Raw genomic sequence first — 16,794 nt, 5'->3', positions numbered from 1 at the left:
CAGTACCGTCGGCGATCTACGGCACTCTTCTGGCATGCACCTCGGCATCGACGATCCACCCGACCCGGCGCTGAGCCGACTCCTGCGCGCCGTGGTGCTCGAGCACGCCGAGAACGAGCATCGCCGGGTTTTCGACCCGACGCTGCATCTCGCGGTGCTGACCCAGGAGGGTGACCGCACACCGATCCACTGCGTGCTGAGTCGTGAGGACACCTGGGACGACGCGTTGCGAACCGATGTCGTCGCGGCCCTTCTCCGACGTCTGCCCCCGCAGCGCGCCACGGAGCGGTGGCTCGCCTGGCTCACCCGCACCGGCGATCTGGACATCCAAGACCTCGATCTGGCTGCGCTCAGAGCCCTCCGCAGCGCCGCCGCCGAAGCAGAGGCAGCCGATTTCCATTTCGTTGTCGTGAACCGACGCGCCTGGCGGGACCCCGTCACCGGGGTCGGCCGGGAGTGGAAGCGGCTGCGCGACCGACGTGGGGGACGGCACAATCAGGTGCCGTGAGCCCCTCTCGTTCCTTCCCAGACCCGCACCCGGCCGCGACCTCCCGGGTCGATGTCTCCTTCTCCGTGGAGGGTTCGTCGGTGGCCGCGTGGTTCTATCCCGCCCAGGCCTCGGGGCGGGACACCTCTAAGCCGGCTCCGTGTGTGGTCATGGCGCACGGCTTCGGCCTCACCAAGCGGGACGGGTTGGACGCCTACGCACGTCGGTTCGCCGCAGCGGGCACCCACGTCTTGGTCTTCGACCACCGCTTTCTCGGTGAGTCGGGGGGTCGCCCGCGTCAGCGCTTCCGGATCGGAGATCAGCAGCAGGATTGGCGACGGGCGGTCGAGTACGCGCGGTCGTTGCCCCAGGTGGACGCGACCCGGGTGGTGCTCTGGGGCTTCTCCTTCTCGGGAGGACATGTCACCACGTTGGTGTCACGCCAGGTGGGGGCGGCCGCCGCGCTGGTCCTCTGCCCTTTCGCCGACGGACTGCGCCGGGTGCTCACGACCCCGTTGTCCGTGGTGGCCTGGATCCTGCCCCGAGCGATCCTCGACCTTCTCGGCTTCTCCGTTCGGGTCCCCGTGACCGCACCTCCCGGTCGGATGGGCGCCATGACCCTGCCCGGCGAATCAGCCGGGTTCGCCTCCGCCACGACCGCCGACTGGTGCAACGAGATCTCGCCCGCGGTCTTCCTCACCGTTGCTCTCTTCCGCCCGGTGACCCACGCCAAGCGCGTCGCTGTCCCCCTGTGGGTCGGACGATGCGACGACGACGTCTCGGTGGACGCCGAAGCCGTCGCCCGACTCGCCCGAGTGGCCCCCCGCGGCGAACGTCAAGACTTCGCCGGCGACCACTTCGCACCGTTCAACGGCGGCTGCACCGAGGAGGTCATCGCCTCGCAGGTGGAGTTCCTCCGCAGAACCGTTCTGGACTGAGGGGCGGGCGGGCTCAGCAGGACCAGGTGTGCACCGGCTCGTTGGTGTGCATCAGTTCGCGGTACTCCAGCAGGGTGGCCCGCAACGCGTCGTAGCGCTCGAGGTTGTCCCGATCGGCCATCCGTCGGACGAACCACTCGGCTCCGTTGATCCCGGTCAGACAGCGCTGCTCGATGATGTCCATCAGCCGTTGGTTCGTGGTGTCATCAACGCCCCAGTCGGTCAGGCCCTGTCGGGCCAATGGCAGGAGGCGTCGTAGGACGAGCTCGGTCACCGCGACCTGTCCGACTCCGGGCCAGTAGATCTGGGCCTCGATGCCCTGGCGGGCGGCGACGTGGAAGTTCTCCTCGGCCGCGCTGAACGACATCTGCGACCACAGCGGTCGCTCACTCTCGGCCAGCATCCGCACCAGACCGAAGTAGAAGGCGGCGTTGGCCACGGTGTCGACCACCGTGGGCCCGGCGGCGAGGAGGCGGTTCTCCACGCGCAGGTGCGGCACCCCGTTGTTCACGTCGTAGATCGGACGGTTCCAGCGGTAGACGGTGCCGTTGTGCAGTCGTAGTTCCGAGAGGTTCGGGGTCCCCCCGGCCTCATGGACGGCCACCGGGTCCTCGTCGTCGGTGATCGGCAACAACGCAGGGAAGTAGCGGACGTTCTCCTCGAAGAGATCGAAGACCGAGGTGATCCACCGTTCACCGAACCACACCCGCGGGCGGACCCCCTGCGCCTTGAGCTCCTCGCTGCGGGTGTCGGTGGCCTGTTCGAACAGCGGAATCCGCGTCTCTCGCCACAACTGCTTGCCCAACAGGTACGGCGCGTTGGCTCCCACCGCGACCTGGACCGCGGCGATCGCCTGCGAGGCGTTCCAGTACCCCGCGAACTGGTCCGGGGAGGTCTGGACGTGGAACTGCGTGCTGGTGCAGGCCGCCTCGGGAACGATCGAGTCGGCGGAGGTGCGCAGCTTCTCCGCGCCGTCGATCGAGATGGAGATGTCCTCCCCCCGGGCGTTGAGGATCTGCTCGCTCAGCAGGCGGTAGCGCGGGTTCCCGCTGATGGCGTCCAGCCCCATGTGGCCCTCCGCCAGGGTGGGGAGGATGCCGATCATGACCAGGTGGGCACCGACGGCGGCGGACTTCTCCTCCGCATCGTTCAGGCCTTTGCGCAGGTGGTCCTCGAAGGTGCGCAGCCCGCCATCGCGCAGCTTGGCGGGTGGCACGTTGATCTCGATGTTGAACTGACCCAACTCGGTCTGGAAGTCGGGATCCGCGATCGCCTCGAGCGCCTCGGCGTTCTTCAACGCGGGGTCCCCCGCCTCATCGACGAGGTTGAGTTCGACCTCGAGCCCCGTCATCGGGTCGTCGGTGTCGAACCGCGCCTCGCGCAACATGCGCGCGAATACGTCCAGACAACGCCGGACCTTCTCCCGGTGGCGCGTGCGGTCAGCCCGGGTGAACTCCTGCGCATCGACGTCTTCGCCCATGACGGAAGACTACGGCGCTTCTCAGGCGCTGTGCAGTAGCCCCGCGTCCCACTCGGCGGTCGGGGTCCAGGTCGAGGGCGGAATCGCGTTCTGCAGGGCATGCGCGAGGTAGTTGAGCAGCGTGTAGTCGGGATCCCCCGCTTCAGCACGATCGACCGCACACCAGGCCAACGCGCCGTGTCCGGCCTGCCACGCAGCCCACCCCGCCAGGGTCGCCGCCGGCGTGACCCACTGCAGTGGACTGCGGCGGACCACGTCGCTCCAGAACGCCACGTGGTCCTCGGCGGAGGGCCGGTCCATCAGAGCCCAGGCCGCGTCACGCACGCGCAACAGGTCGATCCCCCGCAACAGACGCACCAGGTCCTGGTCGGTGATGAGATCGGCGCTGCCGAGGTGCCGACGAAGGAGGTCCTGCACCCATGCCCCCTCGGTGAGCAGCACCCCGCTCGACGGGATCGCCCCGCGCTCCCAGGTGGCAACGGTCCGTTCGAGTGCGGCGGTCGTGGCTCGGACCTGCGATTCGTCGGCAGTCAGGGTGTCGCTCAGGTCGACCCGAGAGCCGTGGGTGATCCGGCCGTGCATCACGGCTTCTGCGGAGAACCGGTGACTGCTCAGGTCGTAGGGCACCCCCCACTCCGGGACGCCGGGTCGCTTGCCCACCAGGGGGAACCAGCGTCGGCCGTCGGCCCGCAGCATCTCGACGATGTCGATGCGGGCGCGGCCGAAGTCGTGTTCGAGTCGGCGGCCCACGACGCCGGACTGCCGGGCGTTCGCGGAGTAGACGACGAAGAGCACGCGGTGTGCCCGGTGGCAGGTCGCGGGAGCGAGCAACGCGCCGCACAGCGCGCTGACCTGTTCCTCCAGGAGCTCGGGGTCCACCGACAGGGTTTCGGGCAGATCGATCCTGGCGTGGAACGCCTCCTGCGCCCCGAACGTCAGCATCACCACCGAATCGGTGGGCACGAATCCCAGCACCACCGGGACCATCGCAAGGACGTCCTCGGGGCAGCGGGCGGTCAGGGTCATCGGATCTGATGTCGTGGTCATGAGGATCACCGTGCCTCCGAGAGGAGGTCGATCACCCCGAGCGAGCGCGCCGCTGTGGAGAGGCCTACCGAGGGCGGAGCGTGTGGAGAACTCATGGGTCCGGCAGTAGGTTGCCGGGGTGCGAACCCAGGCCTCGATCCTCCATCTGGATCTGGACGCCTTCTTCGCCTCTGTGGAGCAACGAGACAAACCCTCGCTGCGGGGAAAACCGGTCATCGTCGGCGGAACCGGCGGCCGAGGCGTCGTGGCCACCGCGTCGTACGAAGCGCGGGTGTACGGCGTCCGCTCGGCCATGTCGGGGCGTGAGGCCCGGGCGCGGTGCGGCCACGCCGCCTTCCTCAGCGGCCGGTTCCACGCCTACCGCGAGGCCAGCAACGCCGTCATGGCCGTGCTGCGGTCCGCGTCCCCGGCAGTGGAGCCGCTCTCCCTGGACGAGGCCTTCGTCGACCTGGCTCAGTCGGCGGATCCGCCGGACCTCGACGATCTCGACGCCATCACGCAGTTCGCCGAGGACCTGCGTCAGCGCGTGCGTGAGGTCACCGGCGGCCTGACCGCGTCGGTGGGTCTGGGCACCTCCAAGTTTATCGCCAAGATCGCCAGCGAACTGGACAAGCCCGACGGCCTGACCCTGGTGGCGCCGGGCACCGAGCGGGACCTGCTCCGACCGATGAAGGCGTCGGTCATCCCCGGCGTGGGACCCGCCACGACCGAACGCCTGCGCCGCGCGGGTCTGCACACCGTCGCGGATCTCGAGGGGGTCGGCCTCGATGAACTCATCGGGCTGGTCGGCAAGGCCCACGGCGCCTCCCTCCACGAGTTGTGTCGGGCGCGCGACGACCGCCCGGTCCTGGCCGAGCGCGAGACGAAGTCGGTCAGCGTGGAGGGGACCTACGAGACCGACCTGACCGACCGACGGCTCATGCAGGGGTTGTTGACCAAACAGGCCGGCGAGGTGGCGGCTCGGCTGCGCGCCAACGGCTTCTCGGGTCGCACGGTCTCCATCAAGGTCCGACTCCACGACTTCACGACGATCAGCCGGTCCTCCACGCTCGACTCCCCGACCGACAGCACGAGCACGGTCGCGCGGTTGGCCACCGGCCTCCTGGCCGACCTGGACACCTCGGGCGGGGTGCGCCTCCTGGGCGTGGGCGTGTCCGGTCTGGCCGACTGGATCCAGGACGACCTCTTCGGCGACCAGGGCGAGGCGACCTCCGGTGAGGAGACCCCGGATCCCGCGGAGCCCCCACCGGTCGAGCTGCCCCGTCGGGGCGGCGTGTGGCCACCCGGCATGGACGTGGTGCACACCGAGATGGGGCGGGGTTGGGTCTGGGGATCCGGACGCGACGTGGTCACGGTCCGCTTCGAGACCGCACAGACCGGACCCGGGCCGGTTCGTTCCTACGCCATCACCGACCCCGCTTTGACCCCCTGGAAACCGGACTCCCCCGCCGAATAATGCCGCCGAATAATGCCTCGCGTCGAACCGTCGCTCGGCGTAGCGTCGGCGTGTGGACATCATCGCGCTCGACCTGACCGACGACGCAGCCATGCAGGCGGCGTACGAGCTGACCCGTCGGGCAACCCTGCTCGGCCGCGAGGAGATGCCGTTCGAGTCCCTGGAGGACTACCTGGGGTCCATGCGCTCACCGGACAGTGGCGAGCGGCAGGACGTCTTCGTGGCGACCGAGAACGGCCAGATGGTCGGGCTGTACGTCGCGTGGTACTTCCTCCTCGACAACCGCGACAAGGTCTGGTTCCACCTCCACGTCGACCCACCCGCCCGTCGCCGGGGTGTGGCGAGTGCTCTCCTGGACCATCTGGAAGAACGCGCACGCGCCGACCGGCGTACGACGGCCGTCACCGAGGTCCCGCTGGCCATCGCCGAGACGGAGACCCACGGCTACCGCGACTTCGCCCGGGTCCGGGGCTACGACCTGTCCAACATCGAGGTCGTCCGCCATATGCGGCTTCCGGTCGAGGACCACTGGATCCAGGCGTGGATCCATGAATCGACGTCCCCCGACGCTGGGTACCGCTTTGAAACGCTCGTCGATGAGGTCCCCGATGAGTACGTCGAGTCCCTGTGCGTTCTGCTGGGTCAACTGGCGGTGGACGCACCCAGCGGCGAGGTCGACTACGAGGAGGAGCAGATCACTCCTGAGCGTCTGCGGGAAGCGCGGGCGGCCACCCGCGCCATGGGCCGTACTGCCTACGAGACCATCGCGATTGCCGAGGACGGCACCGTGGTCGCCCAGTCCACCCTGCTCGCTCCGGCGGAAACGCGCGAGGGCGCGGTCTATCAATGGGGAACCTTCGTGCACCGCGAACATCGCGGACACAGTCTCGGCATGGCCGTGAAGGCCCGCAACCTGCGCGCGATGCAGGACGCGAGCCCCCGAGCCCGACTGGTCATCACCCAGAACGCCGAGACCAACGGCTACATGGTCGCGATCAACGACCGGATGGGGTTCAAGCCGGTCGAGAACTCCGTGGAGCTGCTCAAGCGTCTCTGAGTCAGGCGCTGGTGAAGCGGAGCCGATCACCGGGCCGGGCCTGAGCGCACTGCCACAGATCCTCCTCGTCGACGACCCCGATGACGGGGTACCCGCCCGTCGTGGGGTGATCGGCCAAGAACACCACCGGCTCTCCGCTCGGAGGGACCTGGATGGCCCCGAGAACCACGGGTTCACTGGGTAGTTCGTCGTGCCGCCGTCGGTCGAGCGTCGGCCCCTCGAGGCGGACCCCGATGCGGTTCGACTGCGGGCCCACGGCGTACGAGGACCCGAGCAGTGCGCTGAACGCGTCGGCCTCGAACCAGTCGCTCCGGGGTCCGGGCCGCACCCGCAGTGGCCCCGGCTGGGGCGGTCGTGGCGTCTCGTGCTCGACCGGGGGGCCCAACGGACGACCCGTCGGAAGGACCTGGTCCACCTCCACCCGCGGCGGCCCCACCCACGCCAAAGTGTCTGTGGACCGAGACCCCAGGACCGGATCGACATCGATGCCGCCGGCGACCGCGAGGTAGACCCGCATGCCCTGCTCGGGGAGCCCCACCTCCAGCCGCGCCCCGGACGGCACCCACTCCGCACGGTGATGGGTGCGGATGACTCCGTCGACCCACACCTGACACGGCGCACCGGTGACGGTCACCCAGACGCCGGTGGCACTCGCGATCGTGAGGGTGCCGAAGGTGATCTCGAGGACCGCAGCGTCTACGTCGTTGCCCACCAGACGGTTGCCCAGGGCAGCCGCCTGCCGGTCCAGCGCCCCAGCCCGGGGTACGCCGAGGTGCGCGTACCCGACTCGACCCCGGTCCTGGACCGTCACCAGGCCGGTGGCGTCCACCACGCGCAGACTCATCGGGCGCGGAACCGGACGGCGGTGCCGGGCGGCAGGGTGGCTGGGTCCGAGCGACGGGGATCCCACAGGTCGGCATCGGTGTGACCCAGGAGCCGCCATCCTCCGGGTGAGGCCGTGGGGTACACCCCGCACCAAGAGCCGGCCAGGGCCACCGACCCGGCGGGGACCCGGGCCCGTGGGGAGTCCAGCCGGCGTACGGCGAGGTCGTCGGGGAGCCCAGCGAGGTAGGCGAACCCGGGCGCGAAACCGCAGAAGGCCGAGACGAATTCGATGCTCTGGTGGCGTTCCACCACACCGGCCTCGTCGGTCCCCCATTCGCGGGCCACCGCAGCGAGGTCCTCACCGTCGTAGGTCACTTCGATCGTCACGCTCTGACCGGGCGCGGTGGGAGCGCCGGGCTCCCAGGACGACAGCAGGTGACCGAGGTCGTCGGGTTCGGTCAATCCGTCGAAGAGAACGGTGGTGGCCGCGGGCACGATCTCGTCGCACTCGACGCCGGTGTCCCGTGCCCACCGGGCGAGGTGAAGCGCCTGATCGACGCCGTCGACCTCGACCAACCGACCTCGTCGACCCACCGGGAGCACGTTCATGGCGCCAGTCTGACAAACCTGGCTGACAAACCTTCCGGGCGACGCGGTGAAATTGGACGAGGACCTCGTGGTGGTATGAGCATCACGAGGCCCTCGAGGTTGATCGGAAACGGTGACGCCCGATCGGTCTGGCACGAATCCAGATCCCGCCGTCCCCGTCACCGGGCCGACGCCTCGAATTGCTTCGCGGTGCGGATCTCTTGTCGTGCTGACCCCCTCCTCGGCGACGTTCCTTGCGGTTCGTCTCCGTGTCGGTAGAGAGAGTTCTACGCCTGATCGCGGTGCCCTCGCAAGGGGTGCGACCACGAATTTGCCACATACTTTCGGTCCCACAGCCTCATCCACAGAAGTGACCGTTTCTTCCACCACAGGAGTCACATCGTCCACAGGCTGCCGCTCGTTCACCGCGACCGGACGGTCCACCCGGCGTGCTCCAGCGCGGCCCGGACGACACCGGCGTGGGCCACCGCGCCCGGAGTGTCCCCGTGCAGGCACAGCGAGTCGACCGTCGGCGCCAGTTCGACGGCTCGCGCCGCGATCAGATCCGACTGCTCGACGACCGCGCCGGGCTGGTCACGAGGAAGCAACCGCCCGTCCGGTCCGTACCCCCGATCCGGGAATCCCTCGAGGATCGTGGTCTGCCCGGCCGCCGCGGCGGCGTCCAGCAGCACACCCGGCATACCGAGGATCGGGAGGCCCGCAGAGCCGTCGAGCACCGCCAATGCTTGCTCGTCGTCGTCGAGAACACGGTGGTAGAGGGCTCCGTGGGGCTTGAGGTACCGCACCTCGGTGCCCGCGGAGGCGGCGATCCTCCGCAAGGTGCCGACCTGATGGGCGACCTGCTCGCGCAGGATGTCGAAGGGAACCTCTCGCGCCACCCGCCCGAAGTTCTCGCGATCGGCGTAGGAGACCTGGGCGCCGATGGTGACCCCCAGTGCGGCGGCGCCCTCGCACACCTCTTGCATGATCCGGGCGTTGCCTGCGTGGTAGCCACAGGCCACGTTTGCGCTGGTGACCACCCTCAGCAACGCAGCGTCATCGGTGATCTCCTCGCCGAGGTCGGCGTTCAGGTCGATGAGCCGGGGCATGCCCCGAGCCTAGTGGCGCTGCCCTGCCCACCCAACGACTAGGTTCGGGCGCATGCAACCTCCTCTCGCGGCCTCTCGCCCTGTCACCAGCGAGCACCACGGACGCACGCGGACCGACGAGTACGACTGGCTGCGTGAGAAGGACTCCCCCGAGGTGTTGGACTATCTGACGGCGGAGAACGACTACACCGCTGCCTCCACCGAGCACCTCGCCGGTCTGCGTCAGCAGATCTTCGACGAGATCAAGGCGCGCACGCGGGAGACCGACCTGTCGGTTCCGGTGCGCAACCGGGGCCACTGGTACTACTCACGGTCCTTCGAGGGGATGGAGTACGGCGTGAGCTGTCGGGTGCCGGTGGTGGATGCCGAGAGTTGGGCACCGCCCCAACCCGCCGAGGACGCCCGTCCCGATGAACCCGCTCTCCCCGGCGAGGAGGTCCTCCTCGATCACAACGCCCTGGCTAAGGGACACGAGTTCTTCTCCATGGGCGGGTCGGCCATCAGCCCCGACGGTCACCTGCTGGCCTACTCCACCGATGTCGTGGGCGATGAGCGTTACACCGTGCGAGTGCTGGATCTGCGCACCGGCGAGCTGCTGTCCGACGAGATCACCGGGGTAGCCGGCGGCGCGACCTGGGACCCGAGCGGCGAGAACCTTTACTACACGACGTACGACGAATCGTGGCGCGCCGACAAGATCTGGCGGCACGCGCTGGAAACGGCGCAGGAGTCCGACGAGCTCGTGCACCACGAGATCGACGAACGATTCTGGACCGGGGTCGGACGCACCCGCAGCGACCGGTTCATGGTGATCGCCTCCGGGTCCAAGGTGACCTCGGAGTACCGCTATCTCGACGTCGAGGCCCCCGCCCAAGGCTGGCAGATCTTCGCCGAGCGGGAGGCCGGGGTGGAGTACTCCCTGGAGCACGCGGTCATCGGCGGCCAGGACCGGTTCCTGGTCATGCACAACGCCTCGGGAGAGGACTTCGAGCTGGCCAGCGTCCCCGTGGCACCTACACCTCGCACCGAGTGGACGCCCCTCGTGGAGCACCGCGCCGGGGTCCGACTCGAGGACATCGACGCCTTCCGCACCCACCTGGTCCTCCACCAGCGCAGCGAGGGTCTGACGCAGCTACGTCTGCTCGAGCTGGGCGACGCGGGCATCGTCGACGACTATCTCGTCGAGTTCGACCACGAGATCTACACCATCTCCTCCGGCGGCAACCCCTCCTTCGACCAGCCCGTCGTACGCCTGGGCTACACGACCATGGCGGTGCCGCCCTCGATCTTCGACTACGACGTGCGGAGCCGCTCGCTGAGTCTCCTCAAGCAGGCGACCGTGCTGGGTGACTACGACCCGGAGGTCTACGAGGAGCACCGGTTGTGGGCGACCGCTCCGGACGGCGAGCAGGTGCCGATCTCGATCGTGGCCCGTCGCGACGCGCGCAGCCGCGGGGCCATCCCGGTCCTTCTCTACGGCTACGGCTCCTACGAGGCGTCCATCGACCCCTACTTCTCGGTGGCCCGGCTCTCGATGCTCGATCGAGGAGCCGGCTTCGCGATCGCACACGTGCGCGGTGGTGGCGAGATGGGTCGGCGTTGGTACGACCAGGGGAAGCTGGCCCACAAGACCAACACCTTCGACGACTTCGTCGCCTGCGCCCGGCATCTGGTCGACACCGGGTGGACCACCCCCGAGACCCTGGTGGCCGAGGGCGCCAGCGCCGGCGGTCTGCTGATGGGTGCAGTCGCCAACCGTGCGCCCGACGCGTTCGGCGGGATCGTGGCCAACGTGCCCTTCGTGGACTCCCTGACCTCGATGCTCGATGCCTCGCTCCCCCTGACCGTCACCGAGTACGACGAGTGGGGTGACCCGGCCAGTGATCCAGAGGTCTACGACCTGTTGGCCAGCTATGCGCCGTACGACAACGTCACCGACCAGACCTACCCGCCGATCCTGGCCGAGACCTCGCTGAACGACACCCGCGTGCTGTACGTCGAGCCGGCCAAGTGGGTGGCCCGGCTCAGGGCCTTGTCCCCCCAGAGTGCGGTGCTGTTGCGCACGGAGATGTCGGCCGGTCACGGCGGCGTATCCGGGCGCTATCAGTCGTGGCACGACCGTGCGTTCTCGCTGGCCTGGATTCTGGACCGGATGGGTCTCACCACCACCCCTGTAGCCTGAACGGTTCCCCTGAGTTCTGAGAAGTCCCTGAGAGTTTGCGATTTAAGCAACTCTGCACCGATCCGAAGCGTCCTTGTAACCGAAGGCATAGAAGAGACACCGGGGAATTCCTCCGGCCGTCCGTGGCGTTGGGTCACATGTGAGCGCGATCGCGTGCTCACCCAGAGGGAGGGGATCCTCAAATGGCAACACAAACAGCAACCCGTCGACCGGCAGCACGCAAGCCGTCGGTGACGCGTGAGATCGAAGGCCGCGACAGTGTCGGGCTGTATCTCGACGAGATCGCCCGGAACCCGCTCCTCGACGCCGCCCTCGAGGTCGAGTTGTCCAAGACCATCGAAGCCGGCCTGATGGCCGAGTCCCTCCTGGCTCAGGGTCGTGTGGGTCGCCGCAAGGGCGGCGCCCCGATGCGTGCCACCGAGGAAGAGCTGGAGTGGCTGGCCGAAGAGGGCCGCGAGGCCGTCCGCACGTTCATCAACGCCAACCTGCGGCTGGTCGTCTCGATCGCCCGCAAGTACGGCCGGGCGCAGATGCCGATGCTGGACCTCATCCAGGAGGGCAACACCGGTCTGATCCGTGCGGTCGAGAAGTTCGACTACACCAAGGGCTACAAGTTCTCCACCTACGCCACGTGGTGGGTGCGCCAGGCGATCACCCGCGGCATCGCGCAGCAGGCCCGCGTCGTACGCCTCCCCGTGCACGTCGTCGAGGAGCTCAACCAGGTCGGCGGCGCCCGTCGCACCCTGGAGCGTCAGCTGGGCCGCGACCCCGACCCGATGGAGATCGCCGAAGAACTCGGCATGACCCACGAGCGGGTCCTGGACCTGATGGCGTGGGGACGTGAGCACGTCAGCCTGGACACCCCGGTCGACGAGGACGGCGACACATCCCTGGGCGACCTGATGGCTCAGGAGACCGCCCCTGGTCCGGACCTCACCGTGCTCGACGTCGAGGCCCGTGACCGGCTCAACTCGCTGGTCGACCAGCTCGACGACCGCGCGGCCGACATCATCCGGTCCCGCTACGGCCTGGTCGACGGACGTCAGCACAAGCTGGCCGACATCGGGACCAAGCACGGCATCTCCGCCGAGCGCGTGCGCCAGTTGGAGCGGGAGGCGCTGCAGAAACTGCGTCGTCTGGGAGACCCCGACCTCGCTGCCTGACCTCCTCTGAACTACCCGAGAGCCCCCGCCGTTCCCCTGGTCGGGGGCTTTCGGCTGTTCTGATCCAGTTCGTCCTCGACGTAGGCCGGGCGGCTCAGGGCAAGCCCCACGAACAACAACGGCACAGACAGTGCGGTGAGCCCGATGAGAGAGGCGTTCCAGCCGCCGGTCAGGTCGAACAGGACGCCGAAGCCGAAGGGGCCGACCACTGACACGAGGTAACCCACTGACTGGGTGAAGGCCGACAGCGCGGCGGTGCCCTCCGGGGTCCGGGCGCGCAGCCCGATCAGGGTCAGAGCCAGTGGGAAGACCGACAGGGCGATGCCGACCAGAATGGCCCACAAAACCGCTCCCCCGGCGGGCGCGAGCATGAGTCCGCCGTAACCGAGCGGGTAGCAGATGATCAGTCCCCACATCAGGGGGGCGAGGTTCGTCATCCGGCCCGCGAGGGACGGCACCAGGAACGACAGCGGGATGCTCACCCCGGTGATCAGGCCGAGGAGCAGTCCTGCAGTGCTGGCGGAGAAGCCGGCGTCGCGATAGACCGACGCGAACCAACCGAACACGGCGTACGCCTGGAGTGACTGGAGACCGAAGAACATCGCCATCAGCCAGCCCAGGCGGGTGCGGGCGATCCGGCCCAGCGAGATGGTCGAGGACGTGGCCGCCGAGTCGGTACGCCGGTCCTCCCGGATCAGCAGCACCCACGGGAGAGCGGCGATCAGGGCGGTGATGCCCCAGGCGGCCAGACCGGGGCGCCAACCGCCGGCGACGTCGGCGATCGGGACGCTGAGCACGGAGGCGCCGGTCAGGCCGATGGCCAGCGAGGTGGAGTAGATCGCAGTCATCTGCCCGATGCGGTCCGGGAAGTGGAGCTTGACCAACGAGGGCATCAGGACGTTGGCAGTGGCCATGCCGCCCAGGGCGAGCAGCGACAGAGCCAGGAACGACGGGACGGAACCGACCAGGCTGCGTCCGAGGAGGCCGAGGACCACGGCGACCAGGGAGATCAGGGTGATCCGGTGTACGCCGATGCGGCGTCCCAGCGCGGGCGCGGCCGCGCCGAAGCCGGCGAAGGCGAGGACCGGGAGGGAAGTCAGCAGTCCGGCTGCGGCCCCGGACATGCCGAGGCCGGTGCGGATCTCTTCGAGGAGGGGGCCGACACTGACGGCGGCGGGGCGGAGGTTGAAGCCCAGGACGATGATGCCGACCAGGACCAGCGTCTTTTCGGCGCGCGTCCTCACGACGCGTCGACCAGCGAGGCGTGCACCTCGGCGACGCGGTCGCGCAGCTCGTCCAGGGTGCCGACGTTCTCGATGACGTGGGTCGCGATGGCCAAGCGGTCCTCGCGAGTCGCCTGGGAGGCGATACGTGAGCGAGCGTCGGCCTCGGTCCATCCACGGTCCTCGAGCATCCGCTGCATCTGGACCTCTTCGGGGACGTCCACCACCACGACGGCGTCGAACTCTGAGGCGCGACCGGACTCGGCGAGCAACGGGATGTCGTGGATGACCACGTCGTCGGTGCCGGTGGCGGCCTCCAGTGCGGCGTACCGCTCGAAGACCAGGGGGTGCACGATGCCCTCCAACTGCTTGCGCTTGGCCTCGTCGTTGAAGACGATCGCCCCCATCGCCGGTCGGTCGAGCTCGCCCTCAGGGGTCAACAGCTCGTCTCCGAAGAGGTCGATGACCGCGGCCAGACCCGGGGTGCCCTTGGCCACGACCTCGCGGGCGAGCACGTCGCCGTCGATGATGACCGCACCCAGCTCGGCGAACATCGCCGAGACCGTGCTCTTGCCCGAGGCGATCCCGCCGGTGAGTCCAACTCGCATGCGCTCAGGTTAATGGGGCGTCCCGCTCAGACGGATTCGGCGATCGATCACCCCGCCCGACTCAGGATCTGCGACTACGGTGGCGCGGCGCCCCACCGGACCTTCTGTCATTCAGCGACTGAGTGTGTAGCCAGTCGCCGCGTACTGACCGTTCAAACGTGCAATGGAGGATTCGATCGCCCTCATGAGCGGCCCTGCGTCCGCTTGAGCGCCTATTGCACGTTTGACGGGTCACCCCGGCTGCAGCTTCTCCGGCTCAGGATCCTCAACCGGCAGTCCCGATTCCGGGCTTATGAAATCACTTTTATTCGTCCACCGTCGGTGGCTAGAGTGCGCGCCGTCAGCCCAGCCAGGCAATTGATGCCGGCGTACAGCACCCCTCCTGGCCACATCTCGTAGATCGGAACACCCATGCGCAAGCTCATCTACTACGTCGCCACCACCATGGACGGTTTCATCGCCGGGCCCGATGGCGGCGACCCAAGCGCCCAGAGTTTCTTTCCGGTCACACCCGACCTCGTCGAGTTCATCGCGTTGAATTTCCCGGAGACGCTGCCAGCGCCAGCACGTGAAGCCCTGGGCATTGCCGGGCCGGGCCACGTGTTCGACTCCGTGCTCGAGGGTCGGGCCTCCTATGAGGTCGGGGTGGCGGCCGGGCTCGATGATGCCTACCCGCACCTTCGTCACTTGGTGTTCTCAACGACGCTGGCGACCGCAGCCGGGTCAGACATCGAGGTCGTCAGAGCTGATGCGCTTGATCGGGTGAGGACACTCAAGACCGAGGAGGGCAAAGACATCTGGCTGGTCGGCGGGGGCAAGTTGGCGCACAGCCTCCTGCCCGAGGTCGACCGACTGGTGATCAAGCAGAACCCGACGACAATCGGTTCTGGGGTCCCGATGTTCGATGGTCCGTTCGAGCCGACGATGTTCACGCCTGTCGACGCCCTGCTGCTCGATTCCGGAGTGCGGGTGGTGACACTCGACCGAGCCTGACGCATCCTGACTCATCTTTGCCCGCCGACGCTGCCGGCTGGCGACTTCCCGCAAGCCCAACCGCAACCGGGGATAAGGATGCATGCATTCTTCATGAGCGTCGGGTAGCCTCTTGGGCATGAGCACTGAGATCCTTCAGGTCCGCGACGTCCCCTCTGAGGATGCGCAAGCCTTGCGCGCACGCGCAGCGTCTCGGAACATGTCTTTGTCTAGCTACCTGCGTGAACTAATCCACGATGACACGTCCCGCCCAGCGATGACCGAGGTCTTGGCGCGGATAGCCTCCCGCGGCAGTGTCGAGGCCAGTGGTGAGGACATCCGGTCGTTCATCGATGACGGCCGACGGTGAGATGGCAGTCGTAGACGCCTCGATCGTCGTGCGACTACTGCAGAACCGGCGAGACGATGGCGAACTGCGCGAACGGTTCGCCCAGCAACGGTACGTTCACGCGCCAGCACTCATCGATGCTGAGGTGACGTCGGCGATACGCGGGCTATTGATGACGTCGAAACCTGCGATCCAGATCACCGCCGATCGCGCGGAGCAGATGCTCGACGACTTCGCGGACCTGCCGGTCGTGCGCTACCCGATGCAGCCTTTCCAGCGGCGGGCACTGGCACTGCGGGACAACTTCACCGCTTACGACGCGTTCTACCTGGCGCTGAGCGAGTCGCTCGGCATGCCGCTGCTCACCGATGACCGAAAATTCGGAAAGGCCCCAGCGCAAACGGCCGTGATCGAGACGTGGTCTTAGCATCCTCACCCACTCGGCGAGCCGCCTCTGTTTTGTCCCCACAGGCCGATCCGCTATCGGACGTCTTACAGAGCCTGCCCGCGTGGCGGCTGGTCAGCTTGACCCGCGTCTTTCCCCCGCTTGTGACCGCGAAGGGGTAGCTCCGCCCGATGTACAGAAACCGACAAGCGACCGACGCCGACTGCGGACATGGCAGTGTGGAACTGGCCTCCGGCGCCAGATCTTCGTCGGGACCCCATCCGTAGTCTGGTCATATGTTCAGGCGCCGCTCCCAACCGAAGCTCGAGGTTGTCCGCTCGGATGCTCAGTGGCGCGCGAGCCTCGAACCCGCGGCCTACAGGGTGCTTCGCCGGTCAGGCACGGAGGCCCCCCTGAGCAGCCCGTACGAGCACCCACCCAAGAACCCAGCCGGGGTGTACCGATGCATGGGCTGCGAGGCCGAGCTGTTCAGAACCGAGGACCAGTTCGAGTCCGGTACGGGCTGGCCCAGCTTCACCGCCCCGGCGACCCCGGAGGGCGTAAGCATCCGCACCGACTTCAAAATGCTGCTGCCAAGACGCGAGGCCACATGCACCCGCTGCGGAGGGCACCTGGGACACGTGTTCGCGGACGGTCCGGCACCCACCGGCCAGCGATGGTGCATCAACGGCGCCGCGCTCAATCTTGATGAGTCTGCGTCTCCACACGCGGTGGGTTCGCCCGAATAACCTTGAAGCGCCGTACGGAAAGGCCGCCCCCCGTGTTTGACGACCTCGGGAGGAGCAAGGGCCTACTGGGCGATCGCCTCGACAGTTCACCGCGACAGCCCGCGTCTATCCCCCGCAGATCGGCAGCTCCTACTCCGAGCGTGGCCGCGAGCAGGTAGCTCCGCGGGCTCCGTGAC

The 16,794-nt window shown here is 68.1% G+C and carries 16 protein-coding genes; 9 read left to right on the top strand and 7 right to left on the bottom strand.

Annotated elements, in window-relative coordinates:
- Positions 1-34: 34 nt before the first annotated feature.
- Positions 35-508: a hypothetical protein gene (locus tag ACYVLV_RS04650; protein ID WP_460808050.1), complete on the top strand. Its 474-nt coding sequence runs from the start codon at positions 35-37 to the stop codon at positions 506-508.
- Complete coding sequence (locus ACYVLV_RS04645; RefSeq protein ID WP_460808049.1) at positions 505-1,425, top strand: alpha/beta hydrolase; 921 nt, start codon at positions 505-507, stop codon at positions 1,423-1,425. Before ACYVLV_RS04650 ends, ACYVLV_RS04645 begins: the two co-directional genes overlap by 4 nt.
- A gap of 13 nt (positions 1,426-1,438) precedes the next feature.
- Here the strand turns inward: ACYVLV_RS04645 and ACYVLV_RS04640 are convergent, their stop codons facing one another.
- Together ACYVLV_RS04640 and ACYVLV_RS04635 are read right to left on the bottom strand one after the other, a co-directional pair.
- A complete protein-coding gene (locus ACYVLV_RS04640) occupies positions 1,439-2,905 on the bottom strand; it encodes a glutamate--cysteine ligase (protein WP_460808047.1) in 1,467 nt (488 codons plus the stop codon).
- A gap of 21 nt (positions 2,906-2,926) precedes the next feature.
- Entirely contained in the window at positions 2,927-3,952 is a 1,026-nt protein-coding gene (locus tag ACYVLV_RS04635) for a DUF4192 domain-containing protein (RefSeq protein WP_460808046.1), read from the bottom strand.
- A gap of 118 nt (positions 3,953-4,070) precedes the next feature.
- Between ACYVLV_RS04635 and ACYVLV_RS04630 the strand changes: the two genes are divergently transcribed.
- Positions 4,071-5,408 carry a DNA polymerase IV gene (locus ACYVLV_RS04630; RefSeq protein ID WP_460808045.1) on the top strand — a complete coding sequence of 446 codons (1,338 nt, stop codon included), beginning with the start codon at positions 4,071-4,073 and terminating at the stop codon, positions 5,406-5,408.
- Positions 5,409-5,460: 52 nt separating this feature from the next.
- Entirely contained in the window at positions 5,461-6,465 is a 1,005-nt protein-coding gene (locus ACYVLV_RS04625; protein WP_460808043.1) for a GNAT family N-acetyltransferase, read from the top strand.
- 1 nt (position 6,466) lies between these two features.
- Here the strand turns inward: ACYVLV_RS04625 and ACYVLV_RS04620 are convergent, their stop codons facing one another.
- The 3 genes from ACYVLV_RS04620 to ACYVLV_RS04610 all read right to left on the bottom strand — a co-directional run bounded on the left by ACYVLV_RS04620 (position 6,467) and on the right by ACYVLV_RS04610 (position 8,987).
- Positions 6,467-7,309: a 5-oxoprolinase subunit C family protein gene (locus ACYVLV_RS04620; RefSeq protein ID WP_460808042.1), complete on the bottom strand. Its 843-nt coding sequence runs from the start codon at positions 7,307-7,309 to the stop codon at positions 6,467-6,469.
- Positions 7,306-7,899 (bottom strand): 5-oxoprolinase subunit B family protein, encoded by a 594-nt coding sequence (locus ACYVLV_RS04615; protein ID WP_460808041.1) that lies wholly within the window; start codon positions 7,897-7,899, stop codon positions 7,306-7,308. Before ACYVLV_RS04615 ends, ACYVLV_RS04620 begins: the two co-directional genes overlap by 4 nt.
- Before the next feature lie 401 nt (positions 7,900-8,300).
- On the bottom strand, positions 8,301-8,987 hold the full coding sequence (locus ACYVLV_RS04610; RefSeq protein WP_460808040.1) for a LamB/YcsF family protein: 687 nt from the start codon (positions 8,985-8,987) through the stop codon (positions 8,301-8,303).
- A gap of 52 nt (positions 8,988-9,039) precedes the next feature.
- Here ACYVLV_RS04610 and ACYVLV_RS04605 point away from each other — a divergent pair, with 52 nt between their 5' ends.
- Both ACYVLV_RS04605 and ACYVLV_RS04600 read left to right on the top strand, forming a co-directional pair.
- Positions 9,040-11,169: a S9 family peptidase gene (locus tag ACYVLV_RS04605; RefSeq protein WP_460808039.1), complete on the top strand. Its 2,130-nt coding sequence runs from the start codon at positions 9,040-9,042 to the stop codon at positions 11,167-11,169.
- A gap of 182 nt (positions 11,170-11,351) precedes the next feature.
- A complete protein-coding gene (locus ACYVLV_RS04600; RefSeq protein WP_460808038.1) occupies positions 11,352-12,332 on the top strand; it encodes a sigma-70 family RNA polymerase sigma factor in 981 nt (326 codons plus the stop codon).
- An 11-nt stretch (positions 12,333-12,343) separates the two neighbouring features.
- Here the strand turns inward: ACYVLV_RS04600 and ACYVLV_RS04595 are convergent, their stop codons facing one another.
- Both ACYVLV_RS04595 and coaE read right to left on the bottom strand, forming a co-directional pair.
- A complete protein-coding gene (locus tag ACYVLV_RS04595) occupies positions 12,344-13,576 on the bottom strand; it encodes an MFS transporter (RefSeq protein WP_460808037.1) in 1,233 nt (410 codons plus the stop codon).
- Positions 13,573-14,163 carry a dephospho-CoA kinase gene (gene coaE / locus ACYVLV_RS04590; protein WP_460808036.1) on the bottom strand — a complete coding sequence of 197 codons (591 nt, stop codon included), beginning with the start codon at positions 14,161-14,163 and terminating at the stop codon, positions 13,573-13,575. Before coaE ends, ACYVLV_RS04595 begins: the two co-directional genes overlap by 4 nt.
- A 411-nt stretch (positions 14,164-14,574) precedes the next feature.
- On the opposite strand from coaE, the gene ACYVLV_RS04585 reads away from it, so the two are divergent.
- The 3 genes from ACYVLV_RS04585 (at position 14,575) to msrB (ending at position 16,618) form a co-directional block, all read left to right on the top strand.
- Complete coding sequence (locus ACYVLV_RS04585) at positions 14,575-15,156, top strand: dihydrofolate reductase family protein (protein WP_460808034.1); 582 nt, start codon at positions 14,575-14,577, stop codon at positions 15,154-15,156.
- A gap of 332 nt (positions 15,157-15,488) precedes the next feature.
- Positions 15,489-15,911, top strand: coding sequence for a type II toxin-antitoxin system VapC family toxin (locus tag ACYVLV_RS04580; RefSeq protein ID WP_460808032.1), 423 nt, complete (start codon positions 15,489-15,491; stop codon positions 15,909-15,911).
- A 254-nt stretch (positions 15,912-16,165) separates the two neighbouring features.
- Complete coding sequence (msrB, locus tag ACYVLV_RS04575) at positions 16,166-16,618, top strand: peptide-methionine (R)-S-oxide reductase MsrB (protein WP_460808030.1); 453 nt, start codon at positions 16,166-16,168, stop codon at positions 16,616-16,618.
- Positions 16,619-16,794 lie beyond the last annotated feature (176 nt).

Source organism: Nocardioides salsibiostraticola (assembly GCF_054783655.1).
This window is presented reverse-complemented; position numbering and strand designations above follow the sequence as displayed.

Bases quoted from the DNA above. Each gene is read 5' to 3' on its own strand.
- ACYVLV_RS04650 (WP_460808050.1), top strand. From the start codon at position 35: ATGCACCTCGGCATCGACGATCCACCCGACCCGGCGCTGAGCCGACTC.
- ACYVLV_RS04640 (WP_460808047.1), bottom strand. From the start codon at position 2,905: ATGGGCGAAGACGTCGATGCGCAGGAGTTCACCCGGGCTGACCGCACG.
- ACYVLV_RS04635 (WP_460808046.1), bottom strand. From the start codon at position 3,952: ATGACCACGACATCAGATCCGATGACCCTGACCGCCCGCTGCCCCGAG.
- ACYVLV_RS04620 (WP_460808042.1), bottom strand. From the start codon at position 7,309: ATGAGTCTGCGCGTGGTGGACGCCACCGGCCTGGTGACGGTCCAGGAC.
- ACYVLV_RS04615 (WP_460808041.1), bottom strand. From the start codon at position 7,899: ATGAACGTGCTCCCGGTGGGTCGACGAGGTCGGTTGGTCGAGGTCGAC.
- ACYVLV_RS04610 (WP_460808040.1), bottom strand. From the start codon at position 8,987: ATGCCCCGGCTCATCGACCTGAACGCCGACCTCGGCGAGGAGATCACC.
- ACYVLV_RS04605 (WP_460808039.1), top strand. From the start codon at position 9,040: ATGCAACCTCCTCTCGCGGCCTCTCGCCCTGTCACCAGCGAGCACCAC.
- ACYVLV_RS04600 (WP_460808038.1), top strand. From the start codon at position 11,352: ATGGCAACACAAACAGCAACCCGTCGACCGGCAGCACGCAAGCCGTCG.
- coaE (WP_460808036.1), bottom strand. From the start codon at position 14,163: ATGCGAGTTGGACTCACCGGCGGGATCGCCTCGGGCAAGAGCACGGTC.
- ACYVLV_RS04585 (WP_460808034.1), top strand. From the start codon at position 14,575: ATGCGCAAGCTCATCTACTACGTCGCCACCACCATGGACGGTTTCATC.
- ACYVLV_RS04580 (WP_460808032.1), top strand. From the start codon at position 15,489: ATGACGGCCGACGGTGAGATGGCAGTCGTAGACGCCTCGATCGTCGTG.
- msrB (WP_460808030.1), top strand. From the start codon at position 16,166: ATGTTCAGGCGCCGCTCCCAACCGAAGCTCGAGGTTGTCCGCTCGGAT.